This window comes from Embleya sp. NPDC005971, from assembly GCF_040629175.1.
GTDB lineage: Bacteria > Actinomycetota > Actinomycetes > Streptomycetales > Streptomycetaceae > Embleya.
Genome location: NZ_JBEXUX010000041.1, coordinates 49602 through 62320, shown reverse-complemented (window position 1 = coordinate 62320; position 12719 = coordinate 49602). Strand labels below are relative to the sequence as shown.

Below are 12719 nucleotides of genomic sequence, written 5' to 3'. Positions count from 1 at the left end.
GTCAGCCCTTCTCGGTGATGATCGGTGGGTGCACAAGCGCGTCGGTGTCCCCGAACACCGGCGCTTGGGGCTGGTCGAGCGCGAGCGCCCAGGCGTCGACGAAGGCCCGAGCCAGGCCCTCGACGACGGACGGCGCGAAGGCGCGTTCGTTGTACAGCAGCCAGCCGGCGATGGTGCCGTCCGGTTGTTCGGTGAGGGCCAGTTCCGGCACGCCGAGATCGGGAAGACCGCCGGGAGTGGGCCACTCGGCGTCCAACTCTCTGGGCAGTTCGAAGGGTTCGGAGAGCAGTCCGAGGAAGTGCGCCCGGTTGGACCAGCTCTCGTAGCGAATCCAGGCCGTGTCCGGAAAGCGCGGGTAGAACTCGGCGAACGGGTAGGACTGGTGCTCGTTTGCGGCCAGTGCGGCGCTGCGGACGCGGGCCAGCAGTTCGCCGAAGGAGGGGTCGCCGTGCAGGTCGATCCGGATCAGCAGGGATTGCACCAGGCAGCCGATCAGGTTCTCGCTGCCCGGTCGCGAGCGACCCGGCACCGGTGACATCACCACGATGTCGCGAGTGCCGGCGGTCCGGGCCAGCACGCTCGTCCAGCACGCCGTGGCCAGCATGAACGGGGTCGCGCCCTGCTCGCGCGCGCTCATGCGCAGCCGGGCGACCAGGTCCGCGTCCAGGGTGAACCGGACCGAGGCGCTGTGCAGTCGGTCGGTGACCTCCCGGCCGGGGAAGGGGTCGATCGCGGCCGGTGCACCGGCCAGGGACGCCTCCCAGAAGGGGCGGGTGCGCGGCCACTGGGCGCGCGCCCAACCCAGGTGTTCCGAGCAGGTCGGGCTGGGCACCGGCAGCGGGCTCGGCCGACCGGTGCGAAACGCCGAGTAGGTCATCGCGAGTTCGCGCAGCAGCACCCCCATCGACCAACCGTCGAACACCATGTGGTGCACGGCGAGGATCAAGACGTGTTCCTCGACGTCGAGTTCGATCAGCAGCGCGCGCACGAGCGGTCCCCGGGCCAGGTCCCAGCCCGGTTCCCGTTCGCCGCGGGCGTGTTCGTGGGCGAACCGCTCGCGCTCGGCCGGGGTGTCGCCCAGGGCCCGGACCCGCCGTACCTCGGGCGGCAGTTCGGGTCGTACCACCGCCTCCGGGACCCCGTCGACATAGCGGAACACGGTGCGCAGCGCCTCGTGTCGCCGAACGACGTCTTCCAGGGCGGCGGTCAGGGTATCCGGGTCGAAGACGTCGGTGATCCGGATCCCCACGCTCACCGGGCCGACGTCGCGGGGTTCCTCGGTGGCGTGCATCCAGACGAAGAAGTTCTCCTGCTGCGAACTGAGCGGCATCGGCGCGAGTTCGGCCGAGGTCGGTGGATCGTCGGCGCGGGCGGGTACGGGTTCGGCGCGCGCGGTGTCGATCCAGGCTGCCTGGTCGGCCAGTTCGGGTCGGTCGAAGGCGAGCGAGGAGGGCACCTCCAGGGCGAACAGGCGTGCCGCGGCGGCGGCGAGCCGGGTGGCCTTGAACGAGTCCCCGCCCAGGGCGAAGAAGTTGTCGTCGGGACCCGCGCCGCAGCAGCCGAGCACCTCGTCCCACAGGCCGCTCACCGCCACCTCGGTCGCGGTGCCGGGCGCGCGTTCGGACGGGGTGTCGCCCGCGGTCAACCGGGCGCGCAACTGTTGCTTGACCACCTTGCCCGCCGGGTTTCTGGGCAGCGAGTCCATCCGCAGGAGTCGGGTCGGGATCTCGGGTCGGGCCAGCCGTTCGCCCAGGAACACCCGCAGGTCCTCGGCCGACACCTCGGCCCGCAGCACCAGGGCGGCGGCGACCATGGTGCCCATCACCGGGTGCGGCACGCCGAACACGGACGCGTCGGCGACGGCGGGGTGTTCGTGGAGCGCGGCCTCCACCGCGAGGGTGGACACGCGCATCGCGCCGGACTTGATCAGGTCGCTTTCCCGGTCGATCAGGTACAGGTAGCCGTCGGCGTCCAGGCGGCCGATGTCACCCATCCGTACCCAGCCGTCGGTGAACACCTCGGTGTCGGCCCGGGGGTCGCGGTAGTAGGTGCGCGACGTGGTGGGCGAGCGCAGCCAGATCTCGCCGGCCTCGCCGGTGGGTACGGGTTCGCCGTCCGCACCGACGATGCGCAGATCGTCCCGGCCGGTGCCGCGGCCCACCGAGGTGGGGCGGTCCGGGTCGAAGACCATGGTGGTCTGCGCGGGCGCCGCCTCGGTGGAGGTGTAGGAGTTGACGATGGTGGCGTCCGGGAACGCCTCGGTCAGCGCGAGTGCGGTGGTCGGTGGCAGCGCGGCGGCGGTCGAGCCGAACAGTTGTACCGTGCTCACGTCGTGCCGGGTCCAGGCCCGGGAGTTCACCAACTCGGTGGCCATCGCCGGGACCGTGAACACGGTGCCGACCCGGTAGGCGGCGATCAGCGCGCAGAACTCCTCGGCGTCGAACGCCGGTGCGCACAGGGCGGTCGGCTCGGCGGTCAGCGCGTTGAGCAACATCGTCTGGCCCGCGTTGGTGCCGATCGGGAAGGCGTGCAGGAAGTGCCGCGAGTGGGCCAACTGTCGTCGTCTGGGCGCGGGTTCGAAGCCGTGGGTGAGATTGGCGTGAGTGGCGGCGACGCCTTTGGGCGTGCCGGTGGTGCCGGAGGTGTACAGGATCTGGGCGAGGTCGTCGGGGCGCGGGGCGGGCAGGTCGGGCAGGTGCCGGCTCGGGCCCCGGTGCTGCTCGGGTCGTTCCCGCTCGGGTCGGCGCGGATCGCGTCGGTGTGCGTCCGGTCCGTGCGCATCGGGTCGGCGCGGATCGGGCGCACGGCCCTCGGCTCGGTCCGCGGCGGCTTCGAGCTCGGCCGCGGGCGAACTCCACGCGTCGGTCGGCGCCGGCCGGATTTCGGCGCCGTGCAGGACGCCGGTGGCGGCGCAGTGGGTGAGCATCGTGTGCAGGGCGGCGGGCGGCAGTTGCGCCGGGAGCGGCACCGCGACCGCGCCGGCTCGGTGCACCGCGCAGTAAGCGACGGCGTAGTCCGCCCATTCGCGACCGCCGAAGAGCAGCCCGATGCGGTCACCGTCGCGCACTCCGCGTACGCGCAACTCCCGTGCCAGGGAAGAGGATCGACGGTCCCAGGCGGCGAAGGTGAGCCGGTTCTCGGGTATTTCCGGCGTCGCCGGTGCTCCCGATGTTCCAGTGGTTCCCGGTGCTGCCGGGATCAGGAAGGCGACCCGTTCGGGGTCGACGAGCGCGCGGGCCGCCAACAGGCCCGGCACGGTCAACCCCGGCGCGGTCGCCCTCGTCACGGAGCGCGCCGGGTCGGCTAATCTCCGGTGGGTCTCGGCGGGGGTCACCTCGTGGTCCCCGTCGGGGTGACGGGATGCGGGCATGGGTGAGTTCTGGCTCGGCGCATGGATGTATCTCCGGGGTAGGAGTGCAACGTGCGGAAACGCCATGGGCAACGTCGGCCCACGCTGGGCAGCGCAAATGCCGTACGGGAACCGCCGAATCGGCCATGGAGCGATGACCGTCGGCGACAAGTCCAAGACTGTCAATGGACTAGACCAATGACAAGAGCCGGGCGGAATCCCGGTGCCGATCCGGGCGAGAAATCGCCCGCGCGACCACCTCGAAGGCCCATTCCCCCGCACCGGTTGGTCGGACGGCGACGGACGAACCGTTCGATTTCCGCGCCGGGAAGGCGAAAATCACCGGGCCGAAACAGGGCCTGTCGCCGCCGGGATTCCGGCGCTACCGTGAGCCTGCCGCACTTCCCTAACCCAGGGTCGATGGCTGGTGAACCCGACGTACCCGCCGGGAACATCGGACATCGGCGGAAAGGTATCGTCATGCGCACCGCATCGATTGCCGCTCGGAACACCGTCGTCAACGCCTGGCGCTCCGGCGCCGATTCGGCCGACGGCCTGGAGAACCCCGCCGGTTCGCTCTACATCGGCGGATCCGCGACCGAACAGGGCCTCACCGAGATCGACGTCGCCGCCATCAGCTGCGGCACCGCGTGCTCCTGGTCGCGCACTCGCGCCTGTTGTTGATCCGTACCTCAACCGACCCGCCGTCGGAAGCCGTCGCACCCGAACCGGCTTCGGACGGCGGGTCCGTCGTCGATGGGTGGCGATCCGCGCATGGCAATCCCGGTCCGGCCCCGCCCGGTGGTGACGTACGACGACGCGGGCGAATTCGACGCCGCGTTGCGGCCCTTGACCGAGCCCGCCCTGGAGCGCTTCCGACGCCGCCTGCGCGCGATCCCGGATCCCCTGTCGACGGCCGAGCGGGAGATCCTGCACCGAGCCGCCCACCGCTCCCTGTTGAGCGCGGTCCGCCCCAAGGCCAACCGCCTGCTCCTGCTCGAACTGCACGCCGCACGGATGTCCGGCCGGCTCACCCGGGCCACCAGTGAGCAGCGCTGGGACGAATTCCTCGAACTCGCCGCCGAGCCCGGCTTCTGGAGTGAACTCGACGCGGACTACCCGGCATTCGCGCCCCGTCTGGACCGGGTGATCCGCAATCGGTGCGCCGCGCTGCTCGCCCTGGGCCGCCGGTTGGCCGCCGACCGTGCCCGCCTGGCCGACCTGCTCGGCACCCCGCCCGGCGAACTGGTGGAGATCGGCCTGGACGCGGGCGACTCGCATCGCGGCGGCCGCACCGTCGCCTTGCTGCGCTTCGAGTCGGGCCGCGCGGTGTACAAGCCCCGCCCGCTGGCCGTGGACACCGCGCTCGCCGCGACCCTGGACGCGCTCCTGGCCGGCACCCCGCACGCGGACCGGATCAGGGTTCCGCGGGTGCTGCTCGGCGACGACTACGGCTGGGCCGAGCACGTCGAACACCGGCACTGCGTCGACGCACGCGAACAGGCCCGCTTCTACCAGGGCCTGGGCGAGTGGATGTGCGTGATGCAACTGCTGGGCGCCACCGACCTGCACTCGGACAACGTGATCGCCCGGGGCCCGGTCCCGTGGGTGGTGGACTGCGAGACGTTGTTCAGCCCCGAGCCGCACGTGGGCGCGAGCGGACTCGGCGACGCCTTCGACACCGCCGCCGCCTCGGTCCGCCGGACCGTGCTGCGCACCGGGCTGTTGCCCATGCGGTTGGCCCAACTCGTGCTCCAAGGCGTGGACATGTCCGCCGTGGGCGCACTGCCCGAGCAACAACCGCGCATTCCGGTACCGGTGATCGCCGGCGCCGGCACCGACCTGGCCCGCCTGGCGATGGAGCCCGCCGAGGTGGCCGGTTCGGCCAACCTGCCCGCACCCGACGCCGATCCGATGGCCCATCAGGACGACATCGTGCGCGGCTATCGCGACCTGCGCGGCCGGCTCGACGGGCTGGACCGGGCCGGCCGACTGCGCCCGATCCTGGACGCCTTCGTCGGCTGCGACCTGCGGGTGGTGTTGCGTCCCACCCAGGTCTACGTCGAGATCGCCCGGATGTTGTGGCACCCGGCGTCACTGCACGACGAACCGGCGGCCGTCGGACGTGCCCGGGACGTGCTGACCCGACAGGCGAAGGCCCTGCACGGCGCGCCGTCCACGCCCGAGGTGGTCGGCGCCGAGGTCGCCGATCTGCTCGACGGCGACATCCCGTTCTTCGGTGTGCGCCCCGAGGACGGCCGGATGGACGGGCCGCGCGGCACCACGTGGGGGGATCCGGTGCACTTGATCGACGCGAGCGTCGAGCGCTGGCGGGCGGGCGACCCGGAGTTCGAGGAGGTGATGATCCGCTCGTCGCTGCTGGGCGTGTATCGGGACCGCAGTGCGATGCCCGAGGCCGATCGACGCCGGGACCTGCCGGTACGGACCGAGCGACTGGACGAACGCCGCCGTGACCTGACCGCCCGCACCGCCCGGGACCTGTGCGCGCGGGCCGTGCTGGGCAAGGACGGCACGGCCACCTGGGTGGGCCCGGTGTACACCGAAGGCGGGTTCAGCGTCCGGCCGTTCGCCGCCGACCTCTACGGCGGGCAGGCCGGCGTCGCACTGGCGCTGGACGCCTGTCTGGCCCAGTCGCGCATCGGTCGGGTGCCGATGGTGCCCGAGTTGGAGGCCGTCACCGACGGCGCGATCCGGGCGCTCGCGGCGATGGAGGACGCGGTACCGATCACCCGGGTCGGCGCGTTCGACGGAATCGGTGCGGCGGTGCGCACGTGGTTGACGCTGGGCGCGACCTCCGGCCGGCAGGCGTACCTGGATCGGGCCGTCCGGCACGCGGAGCGCGCGTCGGAGTTGCTGGCCCGGGACACGATCCTCGATGTCGCGGGCGGCGCCGCCGGGTTGGTGGTCCCGCTGTTGGCACTGGCCGAGCGCACCGGCGACCAACGTTGGCGCCGCGTCGCGGAATCCGCCGGCCGGGTCCTGATCGAGCACGCGGTCGTCGAGGACACCGGGCACGGACGGGTCGCCCGTTGGCCGACCGCCCTCTTCCCACAAGGCATCGGCGGCTTCGCGCACGGCGCGGCGGGCTTCGGCTGGGCACTGACCCGCCTGGGTCTGGCCACCGGCGACCCCGAACCGCTCGAACTCGCCGACCTGGCCACCGCGTTCCAGGAGAGCCTCTACCGCCCGGAGGCCGCCGCCTGGCTCGACGCCCGAGAGCCGGACCAAGTCCTGTACCTGGACTCCTGGTGCCACGGCAGCACCGGCATCGGCCTGGCCGCCTGGGACCTCCACGTCCGCACCGGCTCCCCCACCCACCTGGACCGCGCCCTCCGCGCCGCCGCCGCCACCTGGCGCACCGGCTTCGGCTGGGACTACACCCTGTGCCACGGCGACCTCGGCTCCTGGGAACTCCTCGACACCGTCCTCACCGGCGCCCCCACCCACGTCCGAGCCCACCTCCCCCAACCCCCCACCCGCTCCCACCTGACCGCCCTCCTCCTCACCTCCCTCGAAACCCACGGCCCCCTGACCACCCCCACCCCCACCACCGGCCTCCTCCCCGGCACAGCCGGCACCCTCCACCAACTCCTCCGCCTGAACCAGCCCCAAACCCACCGAATCCCGTCCCTACTGCTCCTCGACGAACTGTAGAAGGACACCCACTCAGCCCGGCCGGCGCTTGAGACCAAGTAGCCTCGCCGGCGCTTGAGGCGAACCAGCCCGGCCGGCGCATGAGGCCAAACCAGCCCCGCCGGCGCTTGAGGCCAACCGAGCCGATCCCGAGGTCAACCCCCCTCGCCCAGGGGACCATAGGCCGCCGCCTGCAACCGATACAGCTCCGCGTAGTCCCCCCCGGACCGCATCAACTCCTCGTGCGACCCCTGCTGCACCACCTCCCCACCCCGCAACACCACGATCCGATCGCACTCCCGCACCGAAGCCAGCCGATGACTGATCAACACCACCGTCCGCCCCGCCGCCAGCCGCCGAATGTTCGCGAACACCGCATGCTCCGCCCGCGCGTCCAACGCCGCCGTCGGCTCGTCCGCGATCAGCAACCGCGCGTCGCGATAGAACCCGCGCGCGATCCCGATCCGCTGCCACTGGCCACCCGACAGATCCACCCCGGCCCGAAACTTCTTCGACAACAACGTGTCGTACCCGTGCGGCAGCCGCGAGATCAGCTCATCCGCCCCCGCATCACACGCCGCCCGCAACATCGCCGCCCCATCCGGATCGACCCGATCCGCCCGCCCCAGCACGATGTTGCCGCGCGCCGTCACCGGCCAGCGCGTCGGCTGCTGCATCACCAGCGCCACCTGCTCGCGAATCCCGACCGGATCGACCTCGGCCAGATCGACGTCGTCCCAGTGCACCGTGCCCTTGTCCGGGTGGTACAGCGCCGCCAACAGCAGCGCCAGCGTGGTCTTTCCCGACCCGTTCTCGCCGACCAGCGCCACCGTCTCCCCCTGACGGATCACCAGATCCACCCCGCGCAGCGCCGACTCCGCACTGCCGGGGTAGCCGAAGTACACGTCCCGCAACCGGATCTCGGCGAAGCCGACCGGTCCCGCCCGGGTCGCCGACGGCCGCGCACGCGCACTCGCCTCGTCGAGGAACGCGTGATAGTCGGTGATGTACAGGGACTTCTCGTAGAGCCGGTCGACGGCCACCATCAACGTGGCCAACGACCCGCTCGCGGTCCGCACCGCCAACACCGCCGTACCCGCCACCGCGAGCGGCACGATCTCCGCCCGCACCAACAGCCCGAGCGCAACGTAGGTGGCCCCCAACGCCAGGCCGGACAAGGTTCGGCCGATCACCCCCACCCGCACCTGCGCATAGCCGACCCGGACCTCGGCCCGCTCCACCGAACCGGCCAACCGCCGGAATTCGGCGAGCAACGGCCGCTCCGCGGTACAGGCGCGCACTTCCGCCGCCGCCTCCCGGGCGCTGAGCAGATCGGCGAACAGCCACAACCGCCGATACAGCGTCATGCGCTGCACCATGCCCTCGAAACCGATCCGTGCCGAACGCAGCGCCGCCCATCCCTGCGGTGCGATCGACAGGGCCAGCAGCGGCAGCAGTACCGGATGCAGCCCGGTCACCACGCCGACCCCGACCAGCAGGCCGACCAGCGCCCCGAGCAGCTCCACCGCGTGTCCCAGGGCCAGTTGCGCGTGGTCGATGCCACGATCCCGGGCCCGCGCCAGCGCGTCGTGCCAGTCGGCGTCGTCGAACGCACCCAGGTCCGCGCCGACCGCCGCGGCGTGCAGCCGGTTCTCGGCCACCCGGCGGATTCCCGGCGACAGACGGGCCTGGGTCGCCGCCACCACCGTCTCCAACCCCGCCCGCAAAGCGGTGGCCAGCACCACCGCGACTACCGCGGGCAGCGCCGCACCGACCCGATCCGGCGCCGGCCCCGAGGCGAACAGCGCCCCCAACGCCCGCGCGGTGGCCAACAACGCGAGCGCGGTGGCCACCCCCGCGGCCGACTGCGCGAGCACCAGCAGCCAGGTCGCCCGCCGACTCGCCGCCCGGGACAACCGCCACACCTGGGCCAGCGCGACCGGCAGCCGAGTGAGCATCCGTCCCAGGCCCGCGTTCGCCGCGTCCCCGTCGAACGGCGTGTCGTATCCCTGCCCCAGCTCGTCGAACTCGCCCATCCCCGCAGGCACTTGCCCGGTCATCCGCGCACCCCTCCCGGCCGACAAGTACAAGTACGGTATGCCCGGGCCGGGTACCCGCTACGGATGCCGACGCGCCGCAAGCCGGAAGGGGGATCGAAGACACGCCTAGTCGGGGATCAACCCGCTGCGTCGTGCCAGCGCCACCGCCTCGGTGCGGCGGGCCGCGCCCACCTTGGCCATGATGTTGGAGACATGCACACTCGCGGTCTTGGCGCTGATGAACAGTTCCTCGCCGATCTGCCGGTTGGTCCGCCCCTTGGCGAGCAGTTCCAGCACCTCGCGTTCGCGCGCGGTCAACACCGTCTCCCCGGTCGATGCCGCATCGGAACCGCCCAGCCGGGCCCGCCGGACCGTCGCGTCCACCGCGTCCCGCAGCGGCACCGCGCCCAGCCGCTCCGCCGTCTCCCGCACTCGGCGCGCGTGGTCGGCCGCCTCGTCCCGGCGGCCCGCCGCCACCAGGGCCTGGGCCAGCCGCAGTTCACTGCGTGCCGCCTCGAAGACATTGCCGTAGTCGTACGCCCGGACCGTCTGCTCCCACAACGAGACGTCCGAATCGCCGGACACCCGCGACCATTCGGCCTCGGCCCGCAACAGCCAGGCCCTGCCCTCCGATCCGCTGCGCGGAAAGCGGCGACCGGGCCAACTCGCCGTGACACGGGCCAGTTCGATGAACTCCCGTGCCGCGGCCAGCTCCTGTTCGGCCCCCTCGGTATCGCCCGCCGCCCGTAGTTCGATCAGCGTGTCGCCGATCGCGGACAGCGCCAGCGCGGACAGCCGAATGCCCACGTCCGGGTACGGATTGCGCTCCTCGGACAGTTCGGCCAGCACCGCGCGCGCCCGGTCGGCCGTCGCCCGGGAGTCACCGCGCCAGGCGGCCTCGTCGGTCAGCACCAGACCGCCCACGAGCGTGCCCATCCAGTTGAACGGCCGTGCCTCGAACACCGCCCGCGCCTGCTCCACGACACCGGGCTCGCCGCGCCCCAGCGGCACATACAGCGCCGCCGCCGCGACGTGCCCGTACGCCGACGACGGCACGGACGAGGGCACCGCCGCCAGGGCGTCGTCCCAGCGGCCCAGCGTGTACAGGAGTTGGGCGCGCAGGTAGCGCATGTCGAGCGGATACGGCGACGAGGACCTGGTGGTACGACGGGCCAGTTCCAGACCGTCGTCCAACCAGCCCAGACTCTCCTGGAGCAGGCCGGCCTCGAAGGAGCCCATGGCCAGGTTGAACAATGCCCGCAGCTCGATCGCCGTATTGCCCGAGCGGCGAGCCAACTCCCGGGCCTGGACCAGCCGTTCGCGCCCCTCGAAGGACTGCCGACTGGCCCACTCCAGGCCGGTCAGCGAGATGATCGCGTCGGCGAGGGCGTCGTCGGTACCCAGTTCCTCGGCGACCGCCAGCACCTGGCGTCCGACCCGCAGGGCGGTGTCGTCGTCCTTGGAGAAGTACGCGGCCTGCACAAACGTGGCCGCCGCCCACAACCAGGTGCGCGTCGGCGGCTCGGCCGGGATCATCGCGAGTGCCTGGCGGCTGTACTCGAACGCGGCCTGAAGATCGTCCACGCTCATCAGACTGGAGGCGAGCGTGTAGCGCACGGTCACCGCCAGGTCGATGTCCGCGTGCGCACCGAGCCGGTCCAGAGCGGTACGCGCCAGCGCGACGGCGCGGTGAGCCTCTCCGGCCCGGACCGCGGCCGCGGACGCCCGCAACATCAGCGAGACGTCGTCGGTCCCGGTCGACTCCCGTGCGTTCGGCACCGCGTCCCATACCTCCAGGACCGCCTCCAGCCAGCGCAGTTCCTCGGCGGGCGCGCCCACGCTCGCGGCGTGATCGGCCGCCTCCAGGGACGCGGTGAGCGCCCCGGGCAGGTCGTGACTCGCCCGGTGGTGGAGGGCACGCTCGGCGGAACTGCCCGCCCGCCGCCCCGCGTCGTCGAGCAGCCGCGCGAACACCGCGTGGATCCGCACCCGTTCGCCCGGCAGCAGGTCCGCATATGCCGCCTCGCGGATCAGCGCGTGCCGGAACGCGTAGGCGTCCCCCTCGGCGGCCACCAACAGGTGCCGTCCGACCGCTTCGCGCAGCGCGGTGTCCAATTCGTCGTCGGGCAGGTCGACGGCATCCCGCAGCAGCCCGTGTTCGACCCGGCGACCGGCCACGGCGGCGGTCCGGATCACCCGCTGGGCCGTGCCCGACATCTGCTCGATCCGGGTGAGCAGCACCTCGGCCAGACCGCTGGGCACGCCGCCGTCGGTGGCATCGGTGGCCGCGCGCAACTCCTGCGCGTAGAACGCGTTGCCCTCGGCCCGCTCGACGATGGCCCGCACGGTGGCCTCGGGCAGCGGAGCGGCGGTCAGGCCGCGCACCAGGCTGGCCACGTCCTCGTCGGCCATCGGCCGCAGATCCAACCGCCCGACGGAGGGCAGCCGTACCAACTCGGCCAGCAGCGGGCGCAGCGGATGCCGTCGATGCAGGTCGTCGGAGCGGTAGGAGACGAGCACGGTGAGCCGCTGGTACGCGGTACCTCCCGGACGTTGTGGCAACAACCGACTGAGCAGGAAGCGCACCAGGTCGCGAGTCGACTGGTCGGCCCAGTGCAGGTCCTCGACCACGAGCAGCACCGGAGCCCGCTCGGCCAGGTCGCCGAGCAGCGCCGCGACATCCTCCAACAACCGCAACCGCACCCCGGCGTCGGGCAACGCACCCGCGTACTCCGCCGCACCCCCGCCGGCCCGCAACAACCGCTCGACGGCGGGATGCGCGGCCAACACCTCGCCGTACCGCGCATCGGCGTCCAGCCCGCGCAGCACCTCGACGAACGGCAGATAGGGCAGCCCGACGTCCCCCAGGTCCACACAATGCCCGGTCAACACGGTCATCCCGGCCCCGGCCGCCCGGGCAGTCGCCTCCGCGAGCAACCGCGTCTTCCCCACCCCCGCGTCCCCCGCGAGCAACACCGCGCACGGATCCCCGGCCCGCCCCCGCGCCAACGCCTCATCGAGCCGAGCGACCTCCTCGCCCCGCCCCACCAGCGCCACATCCCAGCCCACGTCGGTCACCGCGCAATCCTCACACGCGCCCCCGACACAGGACATCCGGATTCGACCACCCCTTCCCCCGCAAACTACCCGAACCGCGCCCATTGCCGCAGTACCCGGATGTCCCGGCGTGGTCATCCGCCCGGCACGGAACCCCGTGGACGCCCCCTACTCCGAGCCACCCGCGCCGCCCGTGAACCTCCGAAGCCGCTCCCGCTGCTCCTCGACCCACCCCTCCGGCAGGTGAACCGGCAGCGTCACGGTGACCAGCGAGGCCGAGTCGTCCCCGACGCCGATGTCCTGCCCCTCGGCCTCGGGCACAAAGCGAATGCCGATCGACGGCCCCCGATCCAGGTCCATCCAGACGACGTCCCGCCCCGCCGCGAGCTCGTCGAGCGCGTGCCCCCAACTCTCCAGCTTCGAAGGTGACAGATAGAGCCACAGCCGCCCCGTCACGAACGAACTCTCCACCAGAATTTCGGCATCGAAGCACCCGGGCTCCCGGACCAGGGGATTCAGCACCCGGACCCGAACACTGTTCAGTCGATCCGTAAGGCGGATGAGCTCGAACGGAAAGGAATCCATCGATCCTCCTCTGCCGCCGCACGTCGGCTCTGCCA

6 protein-coding genes are annotated in these 12719 nt (G+C 72.2%); 2 read left to right on the top strand and 4 right to left on the bottom strand.

Annotated elements, in window-relative coordinates; genetic code table 11:
- Window position 1 precedes the first annotated feature (1 nt).
- Window positions 2-3286 (bottom strand): AMP-binding protein, encoded by a 3285-nt coding sequence (locus ABZ374_RS30755; protein WP_360317145.1) that lies wholly within the window; start codon window positions 3284-3286, stop codon window positions 2-4.
- A 543-nt stretch (window positions 3287-3829) separates the two neighbouring features.
- On the opposite strand from ABZ374_RS30755, the gene ABZ374_RS30750 reads away from it, so the two are divergent.
- On the top strand, window positions 3830-4033 hold the full coding sequence (locus ABZ374_RS30750; RefSeq protein ID WP_360317143.1) for a DUF6229 family protein: 204 nt from the start codon (window positions 3830-3832) through the stop codon (window positions 4031-4033).
- A 90-nt stretch (window positions 4034-4123) separates the two neighbouring features.
- The gene (locus ABZ374_RS30745; RefSeq protein ID WP_360317141.1) at window positions 4124-7024 is read left to right on the top strand and encodes a type 2 lanthipeptide synthetase LanM family protein; all 2901 of its coding nucleotides are present in this window, start codon (window positions 4124-4126) and stop codon (window positions 7022-7024) included.
- A gap of 134 nt (window positions 7025-7158) precedes the next feature.
- Here the strand turns inward: ABZ374_RS30745 and ABZ374_RS30740 are convergent, their stop codons facing one another.
- The 3 genes from ABZ374_RS30740 to ABZ374_RS30730 form a co-directional block, all read right to left on the bottom strand.
- The gene (locus tag ABZ374_RS30740) at window positions 7159-9063 is read right to left on the bottom strand and encodes an ABC transporter ATP-binding protein (RefSeq protein WP_360317139.1); all 1905 of its coding nucleotides are present in this window, start codon (window positions 9061-9063) and stop codon (window positions 7159-7161) included.
- A gap of 105 nt (window positions 9064-9168) precedes the next feature.
- Window positions 9169-12111: an AAA family ATPase gene (locus tag ABZ374_RS30735; protein ID WP_360317188.1), complete on the bottom strand. Its 2943-nt coding sequence runs from the start codon at window positions 12109-12111 to the stop codon at window positions 9169-9171.
- A gap of 156 nt (window positions 12112-12267) precedes the next feature.
- A complete protein-coding gene (locus ABZ374_RS30730) occupies window positions 12268-12684 on the bottom strand; it encodes a DUF5959 family protein (protein ID WP_360317137.1) in 417 nt (138 codons plus the stop codon).
- Between the last annotated feature and the right edge of the window lie 35 nt (window positions 12685-12719).

Excerpts from the sequence above, each read along its gene's own strand:
- ABZ374_RS30745 (WP_360317141.1), top strand. The coding sequence starts at position 4,124 with ATGGCAATCCCGGTCCGGCCCCGCCCGGTGGTGACGTACGACGACGCG.
- ABZ374_RS30730 (WP_360317137.1), bottom strand. The coding sequence starts at position 12,684 with ATGGATTCCTTTCCGTTCGAGCTCATCCGCCTTACGGATCGACTGAAC.
- ABZ374_RS30740 (WP_360317139.1), bottom strand. The coding sequence starts at position 9,063 with ATGACCGGGCAAGTGCCTGCGGGGATGGGCGAGTTCGACGAGCTGGGG.
- ABZ374_RS30750 (WP_360317143.1), top strand. The coding sequence starts at position 3,830 with ATGCGCACCGCATCGATTGCCGCTCGGAACACCGTCGTCAACGCCTGG.